This window comes from Streptomyces sp. NPDC002499 (assembly GCF_053595415.1).
Genome location: NZ_JBSFXO010000003.1, coordinates 409574 through 429027, shown reverse-complemented (window position 1 = coordinate 429027; position 19454 = coordinate 409574). Strand labels below are relative to the sequence as shown.

12 protein-coding genes and 6 pseudogenes are annotated in these 19454 nt (G+C 66.4%); 11 read left to right on the top strand and 7 right to left on the bottom strand.

Going from position 1 to position 19454, the window contains the following annotated elements; translation table 11 throughout:
* Nucleotides 1–249: 249 nt before the first annotated feature.
* The 3 genes and pseudogenes from ACWD5F_RS09930 to ACWD5F_RS09920 all read right to left on the bottom strand — a co-directional run.
* Nucleotides 250–735, bottom strand: a complete 486-nt coding sequence (locus ACWD5F_RS09930; RefSeq protein WP_451252826.1) for a hypothetical protein — start codon at nucleotides 733–735, stop codon at nucleotides 250–252.
* A gap of 25 nt (nucleotides 736–760) precedes the next feature.
* A pseudogene (locus tag ACWD5F_RS09925) lies at nucleotides 761–1110 on the bottom strand (site-specific integrase); the annotation flags it as partial.
* A 124-nt stretch (nucleotides 1111–1234) separates the two neighbouring features.
* Nucleotides 1235–1447 (bottom strand): annotated as a pseudogene (locus tag ACWD5F_RS09920) (peptide-methionine (R)-S-oxide reductase); the annotation flags it as partial.
* Nucleotides 1448–1959: 512 nt separating this feature from the next.
* Here ACWD5F_RS09920 and ACWD5F_RS09915 point away from each other — a divergent pair.
* Both ACWD5F_RS09915 and ACWD5F_RS09910 read left to right on the top strand, forming a co-directional pair.
* The gene (locus tag ACWD5F_RS09915) at nucleotides 1960–6357 is read left to right on the top strand and encodes a hypothetical protein (protein WP_451252825.1); all 4398 of its coding nucleotides are present in this window, start codon (nucleotides 1960–1962) and stop codon (nucleotides 6355–6357) included.
* On the top strand, nucleotides 6354–7229 hold the full coding sequence (locus tag ACWD5F_RS09910; protein ID WP_451252823.1) for a hypothetical protein: 876 nt from the start codon (nucleotides 6354–6356) through the stop codon (nucleotides 7227–7229). Before ACWD5F_RS09915 ends, ACWD5F_RS09910 begins: the two co-directional genes overlap by 4 nt.
* Nucleotides 7230–7325: 96 nt before the next feature.
* Here the strand turns inward: ACWD5F_RS09910 and ACWD5F_RS09905 are convergent.
* Nucleotides 7326–7532: pseudogene (locus ACWD5F_RS09905) on the bottom strand (peptide-methionine (R)-S-oxide reductase); the annotation flags it as partial.
* Here ACWD5F_RS09905 and ACWD5F_RS09900 point away from each other — a divergent pair.
* Nucleotides 7530–8133 (top strand): annotated as a pseudogene (locus ACWD5F_RS09900) (MFS transporter); the annotation flags it as partial. The pseudogenes ACWD5F_RS09905 and ACWD5F_RS09900 overlap by 3 nt on opposite strands.
* Nucleotides 8134–8187: 54 nt before the next feature.
* On the opposite strand, the pseudogene ACWD5F_RS09895 reads toward ACWD5F_RS09900, so the two are convergent.
* Nucleotides 8188–8481, bottom strand: a pseudogene (locus tag ACWD5F_RS09895) (TSUP family transporter); the annotation flags it as partial.
* 68 nt (nucleotides 8482–8549) lie between these two features.
* Between ACWD5F_RS09895 and ACWD5F_RS09890 the strand changes: the two are divergent.
* Entirely contained in the window at nucleotides 8550–9044 is a 495-nt protein-coding gene (locus ACWD5F_RS09890; RefSeq protein WP_451252821.1) for a very short patch repair endonuclease, read from the top strand.
* Between the two features lie 44 nt (nucleotides 9045–9088).
* Nucleotides 9089–9280, top strand: a complete 192-nt coding sequence (locus tag ACWD5F_RS09885) for a hypothetical protein (RefSeq protein WP_451252819.1) — start codon at nucleotides 9089–9091, stop codon at nucleotides 9278–9280.
* Between the two features lie 79 nt (nucleotides 9281–9359).
* On the opposite strand, the gene ACWD5F_RS09880 is transcribed toward ACWD5F_RS09885, so the two are convergent.
* Entirely contained in the window at nucleotides 9360–9548 is a 189-nt protein-coding gene (locus ACWD5F_RS09880; RefSeq protein WP_451252817.1) for a hypothetical protein, read from the bottom strand.
* Between the two features lie 148 nt (nucleotides 9549–9696).
* Between ACWD5F_RS09880 and ACWD5F_RS09875 the strand changes: the two genes are divergently transcribed.
* Complete coding sequence (locus tag ACWD5F_RS09875; protein WP_451252815.1) at nucleotides 9697–10872, top strand: DNA cytosine methyltransferase; 1176 nt, start codon at nucleotides 9697–9699, stop codon at nucleotides 10870–10872.
* Between the two features lie 115 nt (nucleotides 10873–10987).
* Nucleotides 10988–12112 (top strand): annotated as a pseudogene (locus tag ACWD5F_RS09870) (IS630 family transposase).
* Between the two features lie 17 nt (nucleotides 12113–12129).
* On the opposite strand, the gene ACWD5F_RS09865 reads toward ACWD5F_RS09870, so the two are convergent.
* The gene (locus ACWD5F_RS09865; protein ID WP_451252813.1) at nucleotides 12130–12360 is read right to left on the bottom strand and encodes a hypothetical protein; all 231 of its coding nucleotides are present in this window, start codon (nucleotides 12358–12360) and stop codon (nucleotides 12130–12132) included.
* Nucleotides 12361–12946: 586 nt separating this feature from the next.
* On the opposite strand from ACWD5F_RS09865, the gene ACWD5F_RS09860 reads away from it, so the two are divergent.
* The 4 genes from ACWD5F_RS09860 to ACWD5F_RS09845 are packed head-to-tail and all read left to right on the top strand — an operon-like array spanning nucleotide 12947 to nucleotide 19435.
* The gene (locus tag ACWD5F_RS09860) at nucleotides 12947–15544 is read left to right on the top strand and encodes a Z1 domain-containing protein (RefSeq protein ID WP_451252811.1); all 2598 of its coding nucleotides are present in this window, start codon (nucleotides 12947–12949) and stop codon (nucleotides 15542–15544) included.
* Nucleotides 15541–16575 (top strand): PD-(D/E)XK motif protein, encoded by a 1035-nt coding sequence (locus ACWD5F_RS09855; RefSeq protein ID WP_451252809.1) that lies wholly within the window; start codon nucleotides 15541–15543, stop codon nucleotides 16573–16575. The genes ACWD5F_RS09860 and ACWD5F_RS09855 overlap by 4 nt, the downstream gene beginning before the upstream one ends.
* Nucleotides 16572–18512 (top strand): hypothetical protein, encoded by a 1941-nt coding sequence (locus ACWD5F_RS09850; RefSeq protein ID WP_451252807.1) that lies wholly within the window; start codon nucleotides 16572–16574, stop codon nucleotides 18510–18512. The genes ACWD5F_RS09855 and ACWD5F_RS09850 overlap by 4 nt, the downstream gene beginning before the upstream one ends.
* Nucleotides 18509–19435, top strand: coding sequence for a hypothetical protein (locus tag ACWD5F_RS09845; protein WP_451252805.1), 927 nt, complete (start codon nucleotides 18509–18511; stop codon nucleotides 19433–19435). The genes ACWD5F_RS09850 and ACWD5F_RS09845 overlap by 4 nt, the downstream gene beginning before the upstream one ends.
* Nucleotides 19436–19454 lie beyond the last annotated feature (19 nt).

The window sequence follows — 19454 nt, the reverse complement described above, 5'->3', positions numbered from 1 at the left end:
CTCGGCGTCCCGTTCCTCCAGGTTCGACGACAGCTCCACGTTCTGTCGCTCCAGCCGGGACGGGGCGCTGGCGTCCTTCCAGCTCGGCGCGGGCGCCCAGCCCGGACCCGAGCCAGGCCTGCTCGACAGGTGCGTGTTCCGCGGGCGGATTCACCCTGTGCTGTCCGGCTCCGCAGTTCGATCTCTCCGCTGTCCATCACGGTGATGAGCTGGAAGGTCACCGTCGGGTTCGCGCTGAAGCGCAGGCCCCTACGGGTCCTGGGCGGGCGCCGTGATCCCGAGGTCGACACGCATGACGTGTCGCATTGTCCTCAATGCATCCCAAAGCGCGTTCATGCTCTCCCGGGCGGTTTCCAGGTTCTGACCCTGCTCAGCAGAACCTCTGTCGAGCCGCATCAACAGCCCGTACAGATCGCCAAGATGACGGTTCGCCGTGCTGGCCGTCGCCATCACGGGGTCGGGGAGCATCATCTGGGCCTCGGCGTGGCGCAAGCGGTGGTCACGACGCGCCCGGTCCAGATCCGACCGTAGGTCCTCGGTCGCCTCACTCCTCTCCAGGGCGTGGAGGGCCTTCGTCATCACGTTGGCGAGGTCACGGGTATCGGCGTTGAGGGTGGTGCAGCACGTGCGCCGCTCCCTGGCACGGTTGGCACTGCGCTGTGTGAGCAGGGCGGCTGCGAGGGTGCCGCTGATGCCCAGAACTGCAATCACGGTCTGGCTGCTGAAGCTGCTCAAGCTGCCCCTCCATTCCGATGGACCCGTCGCGCCGCGCGATCAGCCGGTCGATGGCCATGCGCGAGCGGGCCGGGGTCTCGGAGTTCGGCACCCCTAGCCGCTTGGCCCAGGCCGGGGCCACCGGACACTCGTAGCCGCGCTCGCGGCACCACGCCAGCCAGGACAGCACCGATGCTCGGCGGGAGTTCCAGGTGTTTACCGCTGCGGTGCCCCAGAGCAGTTCGAGGGCTTCCCCCACTTCGTCGTCCGTGACCGAGCCGAGCGGGCGGCGCTCGCCGAGTCGCAGCGCAGTCTTGCCCACCGAGATCCCGTAGGTACGCGGACCGTGTTCGGGTTGCCGAGCGAGTCGAGGAAGAGGTCGGCCGCCGTCCGCATGGTGGGCCACCGTGTTCGTGGAAGACGTCGCCATGAACGTGATCGTCGCACTGTGAACGACCACCAGCGGCCTCAGCGTGAACACGCTGAGGCTCCACTCAGAACTCGAACCGGCGGTCCCGCGTCAACCCTCGTCAGGCGTCAGCCGCAGCGAGATGCTGTTGATGCAATACCGCTGATCGGTCGGGGTCGCGTACCCTCCCCCCCCCTCGAACAGATGCCCAAGATGCGACCCGCACCGAGCGCACCGCACCTCCGTCCGCACCATTCCGTGCGACCGGTCCGCCACAAGTTCCACCGCATCGCTATTGCGTGCATCGAAGAACGACGGCCAGCCGTGCCCCATGCACCCCACAGGTCACACCCGCCCACCGCTCCTCCAAATCTCAGCCCGATGGGTCGCCTCGCCTCATACCGCCACAACATTGACGTCCGGCGGATTCAGCAGCGTGAGTTACGCGCGGATGTCGTGCGGATCGCTGTCGCTCGGAGCCCCTCGTGCAGGGACACCGCCTTGGCCTTGCAGTCGGCAATCGCGATAAGTATTCCGGTGTCGTAGACCGGAACGCGCACTCTCACTCGGCCCGCCTCGACCACTCCACTGCCGCTCGGCACCGAGAACGAGACCGCGCGCCTCCTCAACCTCCCAACGCTCCGGCTTCGTGATCTCCGCCATCGGCTGCGTCGCGGCATGCACCCAGCGCATGACACGCAGCACGCAGGCGCTTGCGGCACCTACGTCGTCTCGCACCGCACATCTCGGTCAGCGCCGAAAGAGCACCGGCCACCCTGACGCCACCTGGCACAATGCCTCGAACACAAGGGAGTTGACGGGGACGGGGATGCTCAATGCAGCGTCATGCGTTGGTGGTCGGGGTCGCCGGACCGGCCGTAGACCCAGCCGACGATTCGTTTCCGCAGCCGCAGCGGCTCGACTTCGCGGCGCCGCTAGCTCAGCAGGTACGCGAGACGCTGGAAGAGCAGTACAACTACGTGGCCCTGGAATCCGGCCACGATCCCGCGGCTACCGCCGCCGCGTTGGAGGACGCCCTAACGCAGGCCGTCAAGACCAAAGCCGACTTCACCGTCATCCATCTCCTCGCACACGGTGAACCGACATACAACGGCCATGGCATCCAAGCCGTGGGCGGGGACGGCCGCCTCACCGAGACCCTGTCCCGTTGGGTCGATCTGGCCGAGAACCGAGCACCGGACGTCAGCGGCGATCCAGCCATCCTGCTGATCCTCGATCTGTGCCACTCCGGGGCAGTGGTGACCGAGCACCTGCGGTCTTTGGTCCGGCTGGAACGACGCCGTGTCTGGATCCTCGCCGCATGCCAGTCGGACGAAAGCGCCTACGACGGTCGCCTGAGCACCGCCGTCGACGAAGTACTCCGCGGATTCGCCTCGGGGGACCTGAAGCTCGACGCTTCGATGGAGTACATCCCCATCGAGCGGTTCTGCCGTGAAGTGACCCGCCGCGTGGAGAGGCAGAGCACGGCTCTGGACCCGCAATCCGTACAGCAGCCACTGGCTGCCATGGATGCGGACCACTCCCACCTGAGGTTCTTCCGGAACCCTGGATACGCGCCGACCGACGCGAGCAGGATCGCCGACGTGGACCCCGCTGTGTTCAGGCTCCTCGACGAAGTGGCTGACGCCCGCCATTTCGTGATCCGGGCCCACGGCGCCGACAGTGCCTTCGGTGACCTCGGCGCCCCGTCCTTCGCCGGTCGGAGCGACGAACTCAGGGAACTGGCAGGTTGGCTTGAGGGGCGCGGCCCCGCGTTGCGCGTCGTCACCGGCGTACCCGGAGTCGGCAAGTCAGCCCTGATCGGCGCCTTCACATGCGCCGCTCATCCGGCGCTGCACGAGGCCACCGAGCAGCTGTGGCGGCCGTCGGGCGGCGACATCCCGGTAGCCACTGACGGCCTTGCGATCGTGCACGCGCGGCGACGCGGCGTTCCGGAGATCCTCGATTCCCTCGCAGCGCAGTGGGAGCTCGACCCCACCGACCGTGCGATGCCGTGGACGACGGACCAGGTGATCACGGCGCTGCACGCCAAGCCCGTACCGCCCTCCCTCGTCATCGATGCCGTGGACGAGGCCGAGTATCCCGCCGACCTTGTCAGCGCCGTGCTGTTGCCGCTGTCGTCCAGACGGCGATCGGACGGGAAACCGCTGTGCAGAATGCTCGTCGCCACACGCCCCGAGCCGGCGCCGGGACCGCTCATCGAGGCGGCTTGCGCGAACGGCGGACTGATCGATCTGGACAGCGTGCCGGCCCCGCGGCTCCGTAAGGACTTGGTCGAATTCGTACGTCGCGTGCTTCGGCCCCTGGCTCCCGGCGTAGGCCGATGGTGCTCACTCGCAGCGGCCGAGAGCCTGGGCGGTGCGCTGGCCGACACACTGTTGCGCGGGGAACGTGAGTGGGGCGAATTCCTCGTCGCCGGACTGTACCTGCGGCTCCTCCAGGAGCGGCAGACACCGCCGGAGACGGTCGAGCAGGCCATGCTGCTGGGCGGTGGCGTACCCCGTACGCTCGACGCGGTCCTCGACCTCCGCCTCCGCCTCGACCCGCGCCCCGGTCTGCACGAGCTGCTGGCCGCGCTGGCTTGGGCCGAGGGGGCGGGGATGCCCGAGAACCTCCTCGAACACGTCGCAGGTTCCGCCCCGATCGCGTCCAGCGGGGAACAGGAAACCACCGCTGACCTGCTGCAAGCCGCGCGCTTCTACATACGCCGCAACGTCGACCGGGAAGGCACGCCCCAGTACCGGCTCTTCCACCAAGGCTTGGCCGACCGCCTCCGCGAGCATCCGGTCCTGGACGCGGCCACCGTCTGGGAGCGACTGCTCGCCTCGGTGCCCACATGCCGCTCCGGCCGTCGACGGTGGGCGACCGCAGAGCCGTACCTGCTGCGCCATGCCGCACGCCACAGCGCCCTGGCCGACAAGCTCGGCGAACTGCTCGGGGACGGGGAGTTCCTGGTCCACGCGGACCCCGCCCCGCTGGCCGAGGAGTTGTACCACGGCGAACGTGGTCCGCATGGCGCGGTCTATCTGACCTCGTACGGCGCCCACCACGACGGTACTCCCGATCAGCGTCGCGACATCTTGGCCGTCGACGCGGCCCGGCACCAACAGTGGCGGCTGGCCGCCAACCTCACGCGGGACCCGGACCGCCGCATCCTCTGGACCGCCGGCCGGTCGCTTCACTCCGGCCTGCTGGCGACCCTGACCGGTCACCGCGGCAAGATCTGGGATCTGACGACCCTCGAGATGCACGGGCGGCCCCACGCCCTGACTGCCGGCCAGGACGGAACCGCTCGGCTGTGGGACCTCGACTCGGTGGCGCTGACGCTTGAACTGGACCATCGTCGCTCTCCGGTGGGCGGTGCGGTCGCCGGGGAAGTCGACGACGGTCGGTTTCTCGCCGTGACCGGCTGCGACAGCGGCGAACTGCGGGGATGGGACCTGGCCACGGGCCGGGCCCTCTGGACGGCCCAAGCACATCAGGGCCCGATCTGGTCCATGGTGGGCCTGCGGTACGAGGGCACACCTGCGGTGGCCAGCGCGGGAAGGGATCGGACGATCCGCTACTGGGACCTCGCTACCGGGGAACCGCTGGCCACCACCGAGTTGACGGCCATCAACGGCCATGTGTGGCAATTGTCCTGCGTATTCGTCGACGGAATCGGCGATTGTGTCGTTGCCTGCTACGACGACTGGGTCAAGGTCCTGACCGTCCACGGTGAAGAGGTTGAGCTGCCGCACACCAACCATGAGCGGCTGTCCTGCTATCGCTATCTCGACCTGGGAGACGGCCCCGAACCGGTGGCAGGCGATCGAGACGGAATCATCTGGGTTGGCACCGACGAATACCTTGAACTCCTCAACGAGGACCACCCTCATGCCGACGCCGTCACCGACCTCACTGCCGTGGCACTGGACGGCGCCAGGTACATCCTCAGCGCGAGTGCAGATGGCGTCGCCCGGCTGAACCCGGTTTCCGGTAACGGCCGCCGACGGCAGGTCGCCAGCCACACGACGGCGATCACCCGGATCGGGGTGGTGACCGGGCCCGACCGAACTCGCATCCTCACCGCGGGCAATGGTGGGACTGTCCGCATCACGGACGCCTCGAGGCGGGAGGTCCCTCAACGCCATCCCGGACACACCCACGCCATCAACGCACTGGCCCTCCTTCCCGACGGCCGTCTGGTCTCGTGCAGCGAGGACGGAAGGATGGCCTTGTGGTCGGTGGACGCTGGTATCGAACGGCAGGTCACCCTCTGGCATCAGGCGGACTACCCGATGCCGGACGTGGCCACCGACATCGCGCTCATGGAGACAGGCGAGCACCCACGCGTGCTCGCCTCGTGCGCCTACGGCGAGGTCGCCCTGTGGGACACGAACACAACGGATGAGTCCCTTGAGGAACGCGTCCTCGGCATTGGGAGCGCGTCCGCAATCACGACCACCGAAGTACGTGGCACCACGTACGTCGTCCACACAACCGGCCGTGGTGAGGTCATGGCATCGAAGGCCGACTGTGTGGACCGTACGGCCCGGTCGCCGGATGACGACTTCGGTGACCCTGCGTGGGCAGAAGGCGCCGAACGAACGCTGCTGCCGCCCTTTCCCGAACCAGTGCTGCCGGAAGGCGACTTCGTGGACCCGTCATGGCCGCGAGAGGTGGAGCGCATCCTAGACGCCTCGTCCCAGGCTGCGCAGTGCCTGTGTCTGGCAGCCACCTCCACCCACGTTCTCGCAGGACATGGTTCCGGCGACGTCCGGTCCGCCTTCCTCCTGGGTGCCCCCCGCCCGCAGCTCCTCACCCGGCACCCCGCCCCCGTCCGCACCGTCACCGCCGTGGACATCGATGGGCTGCCCTACGCCGTCAGCGGTGACGACCACGGTGAGGTGCGCGTAACCGCCCTCGACGCCGCGCGGACGTTCAGGCTAAACGGGCACACCCGGGCGGTCTTCACCTCGACACCGGTTCTCCTCGACGGTTGCCCACACCTCTTCACCGGCGGGCTCGACCGCTCTCTACGGCTGTGGGACCTGAGAAGCGGCAGCCAGGTCGACATCTTCTGGTTCCCCGACACCGTGTTCGCCATCGCCGTCGCTCCCGACGGGGCGCTGTACATCGGAGTCGGACCCGACATCATCCACCTTGCACCGGACGGCCGACGCCTCCCGTACCCGGATCCAACCTCTGCCCAAAGGACAAGCATCCGATGACTGCCATGGTGGCCGTGCATGGTGTAGGCCACTTCCTCTCCGCCGTCCCGCCGGAAGAGATCGTCACCGCGCGCTCGGCGGTCTGGGCCAGGGACCTCGCAGCCGGTCTCGACACAGCCGCCGAAAACCTCTCCGTCACCTACGCCTACTACGCCCACCATCTCCACCGGGGCAGGCCCGTCGCACAGGGGACCGACGACCTCGACCTGCTCATGCGCGAGCATCCGCGCCTCGCCGAAGACATCTCCTACTGGGCCGAATCTCTGGACCATGCCCTGGCCTTGAAGCTGCGGCCGCCCGCGACGGCCCAGGGTCGCCTGGCCGTGCCGCTCCGGCACCTCGTCGCCGCGATCTCCGAGCGCCTGAGTCTCGACGGACGCCTGACTCACGCGTTCATCGCCGCCTTCTTCAGGGACGTCGTTCGCTACCTGGGCGGGGAGGACAACTCCGCCCGCACTGCGGCCCGCGAAGAAGTCGCAGGCACCATCGCCTCCACGGGCGCCCGAGTGATAATCGCCCACTCCCTCGGCAGCGTCGTGGCTTACGAGGCACTCCACGCCCATCCGGAACTCGAAGTCGATCTGTTCCTGACGCTCGGCTCCCCGCTCGCGCTCCGGCACGGGGTCTTCGACCGCCTGTCACCGGCTCCTGTCGCCGGCATCGGCGAACGTCCGGCAGGCGTACGCCGCTGGGTCAACCTGTGCGATCACGGGGACATCGTCGCCGTTCCACGCCCTCTCACGCGCCGCTTCCCCACGGTGGATCTCGATCTCACCGAGAGCATCGCCCCGTTCGACTTCCACCGCGCAGCCCCGTACCTGCGCTCTGCCGCGGCGGCTGCAACGCTGTCGCCATACATCCAGAACCGCTGACGCACGCCACAGCCATCCACGTACTGCCCACACAAAACTCCTTATGCGGGCAGTATCCGCTTGTGGGTGAGCCGCTTGTAGGTGAGACGTTCGTGGTCAACCCTCGTCCGGCACCAGCCGCAGCGAGATCGAGTTGATGAAGTACCGCTGATCGGTCGGCGTCGGATATCCTCCGCCCTCAAACACATGCCCGAGGTGCGATCCGCACCGCGCACACCGCACTTCGGTCCGCACCATCCCGTGTGAATGGTCGGACACAAGTTCCACCGCATCGGAGTTGCGCGCATCGAAGAAGCTCGGCCACCGGTACCGCCGCCAACCATCATCCAGGCCAACGACACCGGATCGGTCGCGCGAAGCCGCCTCTTCCTCCTTCTCGCCGCGGCCTTCACCCTCAGCGACTTCGCCACGTACGCAGTCGTCTTCGGTCTGGTCCCCCTCATGACGGAACGCGGCGCCGGGCCAACGGTTGCAGCGTGGGCGCTCGGCCTGGGAGGCGCTGGCCAGACCCTGGGCCGCACGCTGTATGCGAGGCTCGCGCCGCTCAACTCCGACCGCCCGCACCGTCGTTCTGATCGGGGCGGGCGGCACGACGACAGCGGCCCTTGCGCTCGTAGACGGCCCGATCCCCTCCTCATCGCCCTGGCGATCGCGGCGGGCATGGTGCGCGGCAACCTCACCCTCCTCCAGGCCATCGCCTTCCGACCGCTGAGGAACCACCCACTACGGCCGCCTCTCGGGCATGCTCGCGGCGCCGGTCACCATCGCAAGCGCCACAACGCCTCTCGTCGGAGCCGCTCTCGCCTCCGCGTTGGGTGGCCATTCGCACCTCTTTCTGGTTCTTGCCGAGGTGTCGCTTCTGGCGGGCGTCTTCGCTCTGGCATCAGGTTCCCGATGCTGGTGAGAACCGACACAGGCGGACAGCGTCCGTTCAACGGGGCCTTGCTTGGCGCCCAGATCAGCTGAGCGCGTCGATGGCGTAGAGGATCCCAAGCGCGGCCGCGAGGGTGCCCAACAGGAGACGAAGGAGCGTCTCGGGCAGGCGGGGTTGGAGACGGGCACCGAGGTGGCCACCAACGAGGCCGCCGAATCCGCAGGCCAGACCGAGGAACCAGTCAGGGGCGATGTTGCCTGATTGTGCCAGGGACAGGAGCGCGTAGATGGAGGCTCCGACGACGGAGGTGGCGAAGGTGGAGGCGAGCGCCGCGGGGGCGACCTTGGCGACGGGGATGCCGCGGCCGACGAGGATGGGCAGCGATGAGGCGGGAGACGGTGGGATCGGAGGCCACCGGACCGAACACGGCCGGCTCGGACCGCAGCATGCCCACGTCGGGCAAGCCTTCGTGGGCGTCCTCGCCCGCCACACGGGCGAGTATGCAGTCGAACAGGCCTAGGGACACGAAGCCCGAGAAGGCCCTCCGAAGTGCCGTCCACGCCTCGGGCCTTCGATACAGGGTGTCGGAACGGCCACTGCCGAAGGTCAGGCGCACGGCAGACTTGGTCTTCACCCGTGTTCGACTGGCTGTCTTCATGGACGGCTGTTACTGGCACGGTTGTCCGAAGCACCACACCGTGGCGACGACCAACAGAACCTACTGGGCGGACAAAGTCGAGACGAATCGGCGGCGCGATCGTCAGACGGTCCAGTGGCTGCGCGAGGCGGGGTGGGAGGTGCTCCGCGTGTGGGAGCACGAAGATCCAATGATCGCCGCCCGACGAGTACGCGAAGTTTACGACCTGCTGGACCAAGAGCTCGCGAAGGCTCAAGCCGAGCGCAAGAGTGCTCGCCATGGGTCGCACACGCGCCGTGCCTGATGGTTCAGACTCGCTCGAAACCCGAGGCTGTCAGACTGGAGCGCATGATTCGCGAACCGGCGGAAATCAAGATGGACGAGCACGGCCGTGTCGAGCTTCCCCTTGGACTCCTCGCCGAGGCCGGGCTCTCTCCTGAGAGCTCTGTGGTGGCTTTCAGTCAGGGCGACGGCCGCATCGTACTGCGACGTGCCGAGGACTCCATGCGCGATCTGATCGAAAAAGGGACATTGGCGTGATCGCATGGCAATACGCCAAGACCGCCGAGCGTCGGCCGTAGGACCACACTGGTTGCGCTCCTTCGATCTGTGATCGCCACTACTCCGGGCCGTCCGACGGCGACGGCCGTGCGGGGAGGTCGTCCGTGTCACCGACGAGCCAGCGCAGGAACTCGATCATGTGCGCGTTCATGTCCGAGCCTACCTCGGCGACCGCTCGCTTCGCGCGTTCATGGATCTCGGGGGGCGGTCGGAAGACGACCGCCGGGTATCTGTGTTGACTCGGCATGGCAATAGCGTGCCACGGTGGCCAGCCACCTTGAACAGGGGTTATTCTGTCGGATCGATGATGGCGACCTTTGGGGGGAGATCGAGGCGGCTACGTTCGCGACATCCTCGTGAGCGCCTCCATGAACCGCTTACCACCTGGAGACTACGTGCCCGACCACCAGATTGTGGATCTTTTCGCCGGTCCCGGTGGGCTGGATGTGGCCGCAGGATGGCTGGGTATCCCTGTCACAGGCGTCGAACTGGACACCCTCGCCTGCGCAACGCGCGACGCTGCGGGATTGATCACCAAACAGGGCGACGTGAAGAACTTCAGCCCGGCCGACTTCCCGGAAGCAAGGGTCCTGGCCGGCGGACCACCCTGCCAGACGTACACGGTCGCGGGTGGACGTTCTGGAGGTGCCGGGCGTCGGGCACTCGACCAAGTCTTGAAGCTGGCCGACCTCATCGCCAGGCGCAAGAACGTCGAAGCCAAGCTCGCCAAACTCGCTGCCGCCCCAGGCGATGAGGGCCGCTCGGGTTTGGTCCTCGAACCGTTGCGGTGGGCTCTGAAAGCGCTGGATGACGGGCAGCCCTACCAGGCGATCGTGCTGGAGCAGGTCCCGACCGTATTGCCGGTATGGGACGCTTTCGCCAGCATCCTCAAACGCAATGGCTACACAGCGGTCACCGATGTACTGCGGGCCGAGGAGTACGGGGTGCCTCAAACGCGCAAACGCGCCGTCTTGATCGCTCGCCTCTCCGGCACCGGACCGGCGATGCTGCCGGAGAAGACGCATCGCGCGTTCCGTAAGAAGGACTCCCCGGAAGACGACGCCAAGCAACCCTGCGTGACGATGGGGGATGTGCTCCGTCGTCCGGCACCGTTCGAAGTCAAGTCCAACTACGGAACCGGCGGTGACCCCGGCAAACGCGGCAGACGACGACACGACGAGCCAGCATTCACCGTCACGGGCAAGATCCGCAGGAACAAGGTGGGGCTCCCCGGCGATCCTGCCCCCGAGGATCGTTTCACCCACGCCGAGGCCGGGCAGTTGCAGAGTTTTCCCGAGCACTTCCCATGGCAGGGCAGCGACCCCTCCCAGCAGATCGGCAACGCCGTCCCTCCGGTGCTAGCCGTCCACGTCCTCGCCGCTGCCTTGTATCTGGGGAACGAGGCTCGCGACGCCGCTGTGAAGGAGGCGATCGCCTGCCGTGCGGCGGCGCCGGAATCAGCGCCCTTGCCGGCTGGGATCAGGAGCACAGGTCTGCAGGTCCAGGGAACGTTTCCCTTGCAGGCAGCGTCGCCCGTCGACCAGCCGGTACGCGTCTCGCGACGGGCCTGAGCCTGCTGCGTCGGCGCCTGTTCGGCACCTAGTGCTGTGACCGCGTAGGTTCGCCGGTTTGATGGTCGTGGCGGTTGGATGTGCGGTGACGTCCGATCCGACCGGTGGAGGCGCGGTGGCTGAGCCTGTCCGTGTGCGCAGACTGACCGACCAGGAGGGGCAGAAGCTGCAGCAGATCGTGCGCCGGGGCAGCACCAGTTCCGTGCGCTATCGGCGCGCGATGATGCTGCTGGCTTCGGCCTGCGGGAACCGGGTGCCGGTGATTGCCCAGTTGGTGCAGGCCGACGAGGACACCGTCCGGGACGTCATCCACCTGTTCAACGAGGTCGGCTTGACCTGCCTGGACCCTAAGTGGGCGGGAGGCCGTCCCTGCCTGCTCAAGCCTGACGACGAGGAGTTCGTCGTGGCGACGGCCACCACCCGACCGGCCAAGCTCGGCCAGCCCTTCACCCGCTGGTCACTGCGCAAGCTGGTCGCCTACCTGCGCAAAGTCCACGGTCGGGTCATCCACATCGGCCGCGAAGCGTTACGCTGCCTGCTCGCCCGCCAGGGCATCACCTTCCAGCGCACCAAGACGTGGAAGGAATCCCCGGACCCGAGCGTGACGCCAGACTGGACCGGATCGAGGAGGTCTTGGACCGCTTCCCGGACCGGGTCTTCGCCTTCGACGAGTTCGGCCCGCTCGGCATCCGTCCCACCTCGGGCTCGGGCTGGGCTGAACAAGGGCGTCCCGACCGGCTGCCCGCCACCTACCACCGCACCCGTGGAGTGCGCTACTTCCATGGCTGCTACTCGGTCGGCGAGGACGCTCTATGGGGCGTCAACTGCCGCAGGGAGGATGCGGCCAACACGCTCACCGCGCTGAAGTCCATCCGTGCTGCCCGCCCGGACGGCGCCCCGATCTACGTGATCCTGGACAACCTGTCCGCCCACAAAGGCGCCGACATCCGCCGCTGGGCGAAGAAGAACAAGGTCGAGTTGTGCTTCACCCCGACCTACGCCTCGTGGGCGAACCCGATCGAGGCCCACTTCGGACCGCTGCGGCAGTTCACCATCGCCAACTCCCACCACCCAACACACCGTGCAGACGCGGGCCCTGCACGCGTACCTGCGCTGGCGCAACGCCAACGCCCGACACCGCGACGTCTTGGCCGCCGAACGACGTGAACGCGCCCGCATCCGCATCCGCAGCGAGAAAGGTATCCGCTGGGGCGGTCGGCCCCTGTCAGCGGCGGCCTGAGCCGGCGGGAAGGTGAGTCACCGAGATCGTTTGGCGACGGTTGCCCGATAGCGTTCCAGCACGCCGATGGACAGTGCTGATGCGGCCATCAGCCCGAACACGATCGGGCTCGAACTACCGCCGTTATGGCGCTCCCCGATACGGAAACCAACCAGCAGGACAACGACTGCGAACAGCACGACCTGTATCCACCTGATGGTCACGGCCCGCTGGCCGTGACCATCAGCGTTGCTGTCTCTCTTGCGCACCGGGGCTCCTCTGTTCCTTCAGTGCGCCGACTGTGCTGGTGCAGGAAGCCATCGATACGACCCAACCCGGTAAACCTTCGCGGTCACAGTACTAGCCAATGCGGGTGGCACCTCGTCGCCGCGTCGTCCCGCCCCGGCCGGGAAACAGGCATCCGGCTTCGGCCGCGGCTCTCGCCCCCGATCTCGGGTGGGCTGACACACTAGCCGAGATGCCTCTGATTGGCGTGGAAGGGCCCCGATTGCAATGCGCCGGTGCGCTTCGCCGTACCGATCGGACCGTGTGCGGCCAGCGTTGCGTCCACCCGTGTCAGCCGGGGAAGAACCGCCCCGGCCTTCCAAATGACAATGGCGGAGACGTCCCACAAGGCAGCGGGAGTGCCTGAACGGCGGCTTGAGCAACGATCAGGTGGTTCCGGAACGCGAGTCGATTCGGGGAGAGCCAGCGCCGTTGTCAGCTCCGATCGGTAGCGTAAGTCTGTGGAAGGACGTCGTATCGGCCAGGCAGGGGATGCTGGCCGACTGTGATCACTTGTGAGGCATGGTGGGCAACCCGCGTATGGACGCGGCCTGGGAACGCTTTCGGAGCATGCTCGACGGGATGCTCCCGCACGAGGCCACACAGCAGCTCCGCGACCTCTTCGTCCCTGAAGAGGTGGTCGAAGAGTTGCTGCGGCGTCATGAGGCCGCCACGACAGAGATCGTCAGCCTTCGTGAGCCGCTTGCAGTCGGTCGCGAGAACGCTCCTCCCTGGTATGCAGGACCGCGTGCAGGAGACAAGAACTGGCCGGCATTCGAGAAACGTCTGCGTCGCCAGCTGGACTCGGACGAAGTCAGGAAGATCGACGATGCATCCGATCGCGTCGTCGCGATGCTCGACCATCCGGCCACCCCGAACTTCCGCTCCCGCGGCCTGGTCATCGGGCACGTGCAGTCCGGCAAGACGAGTAATTTCACGGCCGTCGTGAGCAAGGCCGCAGATCGCGGCTACCGCATGTTCATCGTGCTGTCCGGCATCCACAACTCACTGCGTCAGCAGACCCAAACCCGTCTCATCCGCGACCTAGTGGACCTCAATCCAGCGTTGTGGCATCAGATCACCAAGCCGGAGCACGACTTCCAACCGCCGGCGAACGCTCAGTCGTTGGTGGCCTCCAAGGACCAATACCTCCTTCTGGTGGTCAAGAAGAATGCTCCCGTGCTCAAAAAGTTGCGAGACTGGCTTGAGGAAGCGCGCGAGCAGCTCGGCAATTGCCCCACGCTGATCATCGATGACGAGGCCGATCAAGCAACCCTCGCCACTCGCCGGATCAATCCGCTCATCCGAGATGTGATCGGCCGAATTCCCAAGGTCTGTTACGTGGGATACACGGCGACACCGTTCGCCAACCTTCTAGTCGACCCGGTGGACCACGAGGACTTCTACCCTCGAGATTTCATCCTCAGCCTTCCTCGTGGGGAGCGGTACCAGGGGCCGGAGACGCTGTTCGGTCGGTACCCCCTCGATCACGAAGACCCGTCCGAAGTTCCCGGCGGACTCGACATGATTCGGAGCATTCCCGCAGCGGAGCTGAGCGCCCTACGGCCAGCGAAAAAGGCCGAAATCCCGGACTTCAACCCCGCAGCTGCTCCTTCCCTTCGCCGTGCCGTCTTCTGGTTCTGGCTGGCCACCGCTGCACGGCATGCGAGAGGGCAGAGCGACCAGCATTCCTCAATGCTTATCCATGCTCACACTGACACGCGCGTCCATGACTCCTATCACCCCGTACTCCAAAAACTCCGCAGCGAGGTCCTCCGCGGAATTCAAGCGAATAACGGTGTTGTCGAGGAACTACGGAACCTGTGGAACGAAGAGTCCCACCGCGTCAAACCTGCGGATGGGAATCGACAGTTCGACTTCGAGACCGTGTTCCCTGCTCTGGAGGCGGTCGTCTCCACGACCAGGATCGTTATGGACCACTACCGCAGCACGGATCGTCTCGACTACGCCTCGGGGCCGGTCAACGTCATCGCCGTGGGGGGCAACACACTCTCACGGGGGCTCACTCTGGAGGGCCTCGTAGTCAGCTTCTTCGTTCGCTCGTCCAATGTCTACGACACACTGCTTCAGATGGGTCGTTGGTTTGGGTACCGCCCAGGCTATGAGGACCTTCCTCGCATCTTCATGCCTGACGAGACTCGGGGGTGGTTCGCCCACCTGGCGACGGTCGAAGAGGAAATGCGTATCGAGATCGACCGATACCTTACCGAACACCTCACCCCACTCGATATGGGCGTGCGGATCCGCTCTCACCCGAAGATGAAGGTGACCACTCCCTCCAAATCCAAGAACGCAGTCCGTGCCGCAGCCTCTTACGGAGGGCAGCTCGTCGAAACTCGTTACTTCCCATGCAGGAATAACGACGAAGACGAGCAATGGCATGCTAAGAACGCTCTTGCCGTGTGGAAGTTGTTGACCGCTGCGGATCGCGATGGGGTAGTCGACGACGATGTTGCCGACGGTCGCGCCTTGTGGCGTGGTATTCCCGTGGACCACGTCCTCAATTTTATCGACGAGTACCAATTCGACCCCAAGGGTCTCGATGCGGCTCGCAAACTGCTGCAGGACTACATCGTCAACAGGAGTAAGAACTCCGGTGGCTTGAGCCACTGGAACGTCGGAGTTATTGGGAAGAAGCCGGCCTCCGAGAGCGGCCGGGTCGAACTGCCTCATGATGCTTCAGTAGATCCCGTGGTCCGTACCCGTCTGGCCTCGTCGGTCGACGAGGCCGTCGCCGACATCAAGACGCTCACAGGGTCTCGCGACGAAGCGCTCGACCTCGACCTCTCGAAGGGCGACGGGCCGGTCAACCGAACGCTGCTCAAGCGCCTGAGGGTCTCGCAGCAACCTGAGAGGGGCTTGGTTCTCCTCTATCCGATCGATTCGAAGGCGCCCGTGCCCATCCGCTCCAAGAACGGCGAGGAGCAGCCGGTGACGGGTCGGGCCCCGCTGGACGCACCGGGGGAGATCGTCTGGGGCGTCGCCCTCGTCTTCCCCGAACCGACCAGCGGGCCTGACCTGGGCGTCGAGTACGACTACCTCCAAGCCGATCTCTCGCGCGTCTTCCCTTCCGCAGGCGAGGACGAGGACGAAGACCTCTCCGTGCTCTACCAGGATCTCGATGCCGGCAACGAGGCCGCTGCATGACCGAGCACCGCTGGTCAGTTGCCTCTCTCCGCCTGCGGGACCTACTCGAGGGGCTCTGGGATCTGCTCGACCAGCAGGCCGCCACAACGATCGACAACGCGATGATCACGGCAGGGCTGGAGGTCGGCACCACACACGGTGCGCTTCGGCTGGGTCGTGATTCCGAGGGGCTGCGTCACCTGCTCGTGCCCATCGGCCCCAGCGACAGAATCGATGACGACCTCCGCAGCGCCGGCGTCCATCTCACCACTCGGACGTTGTCCCGCGACGACGCATTGCCCGTCCGCTACGCCGACATCGCATGTCGGCGACGCGATCTCGCCGGAACATTCACAGGACTGGTCGCGGATCTGGCCGGGTTGATCGCGATGGAGCCCGATCGGGCGCCTTCGCTCATCGTCCGTACGTTGCACACCTGGAGGCTCCTGCTCGGAGGAGGATCCAGTCGATGGACCGTCCCGCGTTTGACGGGCTTGTTCGCCGAACTCGTCGTGCTAGAGGAGCTGTTGGGTGTGGATCCGCGAGCCGTTCGTGCTTGGCTGGGCCCCCTGGGGTGTCCACAGGATTTCCGCGGCTCCCACCACGCCATCGAGGTCAAAGGCACCGCGTCCGCCGAAGGCCGCGTCGTCCACATCCACGGTGTGGATCAGCTGGAGGCGCCCGAGCAGGGCACGCTCACCCTCGCCTGGTTGCGAGTCACAGAGTCGACGGCCCCCGGCGCCCGTTCCATTCTCGAGATGCTCGACGAGTGTCGCAGAATGGCCGACGATCTCGGCGCCTTGGAGACCCGGCTGACGGCCCTCGGTCTCCCGCAGGACGGCGAGGGACCGATAGGCCGAACCCGTTTTCTCGCTACGGAGCAACGCTGGTACGAGGTTTCCGAGGATTTCCCTCGGGTCATCCCCCAGAACTTCGTCGGCGCAGCCGTCCCTGTCGGGGTCCAGGATCTGGAATATCAGATAGACCTCGACGCAGTCCCGTACATCACCGAAAGGCAGCCTGTACTCGAGCGTGTGGGGGCCGATCTGTGAGCGAACCCGGCTGGTACGCACAGCCTTTTCGAGCCGATGGTGGAATTACCGCGAACGGTCTGCTGAGCCAACTCGGCCGCCCCAGTCTGTCGCAGCTGACGCTGCTCGTGCGCGAAGCGGCCCAGAACTCATGGGATGCGCGCCTGCCGGAGCAATCTGTCGTCCGCTTTCGACTCGACCTGAGCACCGTCGGCGCCGGTCACGCGGCCGCCTGGCGCCGCATGTTCTCGGAGGGCTCCTCGAACATCGGCCGCGAGAACGGCATGTTCCGTTCTCTCACTCAAGCGACGGCCATCCGATATCTCGCAGTCTCCGATCGCGGCACCACCGGCCTCGCCGGCCCCACCCGTTCCGACGCCGGACGAACCACGCGAAGAGAATGGGCGCGGTTCGTGCTCAACAGCGGCGACCGTGACGGAGCAGCGAACACGTCGAGCGGGGGTACGTATGGGTACGGCAAGAGCGCTCTGTTCCAACTGTCGAAAGCCGGCTGCGTCCTCGTCTATACCCGCTTCGAGGGCGATGACGGACGCTTGTGCACACGATTTATCGGCGTCGCCATTCGCCAATCCTTCTGGGAGGGAGATTCTCGGTACACGGGACGACACTGGTGGGGTCTACCGGAGCAGGAACACTGTGAGCCGCTGCGGGATGCTCAAGCCGACACGGTTGCTCGCGAGTTGGGCATTCCGGTCTTCAACACGGGGGAAACGGGAACGACACTCGTCGTGGTCGATCCCGATCTGACAGACCCCAGCCTGCCTGACTCGGACACGACCCCGGAACTGTCCGTGCCCGAGACAGGCGCTTACCTCGCCGACGCGGCAGCCTGGAACCTGTGGCCGATCACGCTCGTCGATCGAGCTGTACGCATGGATGTCGCGGTCACCGCGAACGGCGCGGACATCACCGTTCCGAACGCCGAGACAGATGCGACGCTCGCCGACTTCGCGTCCGCCTATCACAAGGTCGCCGAAGGTTCTGCGCAGCCACTGGCCTGTGGCAGGCCGCGCAAGGACCTGGGGCACTTCGCCCATCAGTACACCTACGGCGCTTCCGTGACCTCCCTGGCAGCCCGTGAACTCGGCATCGAGGGAGCTCCGCACCATGTCTGTCTTCTCCGCGGCCCCGAGCTCGTGGTCCGGTATCACTCCGGCCCGGAGAGGTCGAACCCGGACGCCGGCTATGCCGCCGTCTTCAAGGTGACCGACGAACTGGATCAGACGTTCGCACGAGCGGAGCCACCGACTCACGACGCGTGGGAGCATCAGCAATTGCAGGGGCGCGAGGCGACCTTCGTACGCACCACCGGGCGGCGTCTGAAGGACGAGTGCGACAGGTTGAGCGGAGCCCAGGCACGAAGGGCCGTCAAAGTCGGCGCCTACGCCATGGGCTCGGTGGCACAACGGCTGGGTCATCTGCTGGCGGGCCCCGGCGGAACGGGAGCCGCTGTACTGCCCTCCAGCCCGCTTCCCGGGACTTCTCGGCCCGTCGTGGCGCCCGTCCCCGATGACGCATCGCGAACGCAGGCCCCGCCGGTGCCCTCGGGGCTGTCGCTGCAGGGTGAGGGCGGGTCGCGTGACGGCCGCTGGGAACAAGGCGGCGGACGAAGGCGCAGCGTGCCCAGGCCGACCCTGACGGCCGAGCCTCACTTCGAAGTGATCAATGGGATGCCGGTTGTGGTGCAACCCGTTCGGGTCTACGGGCCTGATCGGGTGGAAGGTTCCGTGCGAGTCGTCACCGGCGACGGGGGAACGGAGAGCCAGTCGCCCACGGGTGCGATACAGCCCGTGGTATACGGCTGGCGCGTGCCGGCAGACGGCCGCGTCGTGGTCGGAGAAGTCCTTTATCACTCCGGCGATGCCACCGATTTCGATCTGCTCATCAGCGCTGTTGCCGACGTGCTCATCGACGTCAACGTGGCGGGGCGCTCATGAGCGTTCGCGTGTGGCCCTACCGAAAGCCCGTCGAGCGAGTCCACGCCGAGCGGTGGAGATCGGGTGGCGCAACCGGCGAGCCCGCACCCGACGCGCTCACGGCCTGGGACTACACCACCGACATCACGCTGGGACGGGTAATCGAGATCGACCTCGCCGAGCTCCGCAAGGACTGCGGGCTGCCAGCCGATGCGCCGCTGCGCCTGTGCGTACGCTACTGGCCTTCGACGTCGCTCCTTCGCAAGTCCGCCTTTGTGGAAGTGCTCCCTGCGCACTCAGACCGAACCTCGTGCGAGGTGCAGATCTCAGCCGACAGCGCTCAGCTCGGCGGTTTCCTGACCGTCGAGACACTCATAGAACTGGCCGCCGACCTGCCTGCCGCCGAGCCCTTCGTCGCCACCCGGGCCGGGTCGATCCTTTGGAGCGATCAGAAACGCATCCATCTCGAGGGCGGGGCAGGTCTGTTGCCCGTCGCTCCAGTGTCCTTCAGGGAGGCCGGTCTACCGGCGGGTTCCGCCTGGTACGTAAGCATGGACGGTGGGGATTGGCAGCAAGCCGCGATGGGCAGTCTGCTCGTGCTCTTGAACGAGGACAATCCCGCGGTCAAGCAGGCGTTGGAGACCGCGCAGCGCGAGCTCTCCGGAATGGTGTGGAGTGTGCTCGAGGTCGATATCATCACCGACCTCGTGGGACGGGCCTTGGACGATGATGCGTTCGTCGATGAAACCCCGTCAGACGACCCGGACGGCGACTTGACTATGGCGGGTCTGGTGCGTGCGCTCGTGCGCACGTACCTAGCGCGTCCGGGTGAGTCTGCCGAGCAGGCGATCAAGCGTCTCCGCGACGAACGCCGCAGGGACCCGTCCCGGTTCAGAGCCGACGTCCACGCTGGCGTCAGATTTCCGCGAGAGGCCACGACATGAGCCTCCTCTACCCGCGCCT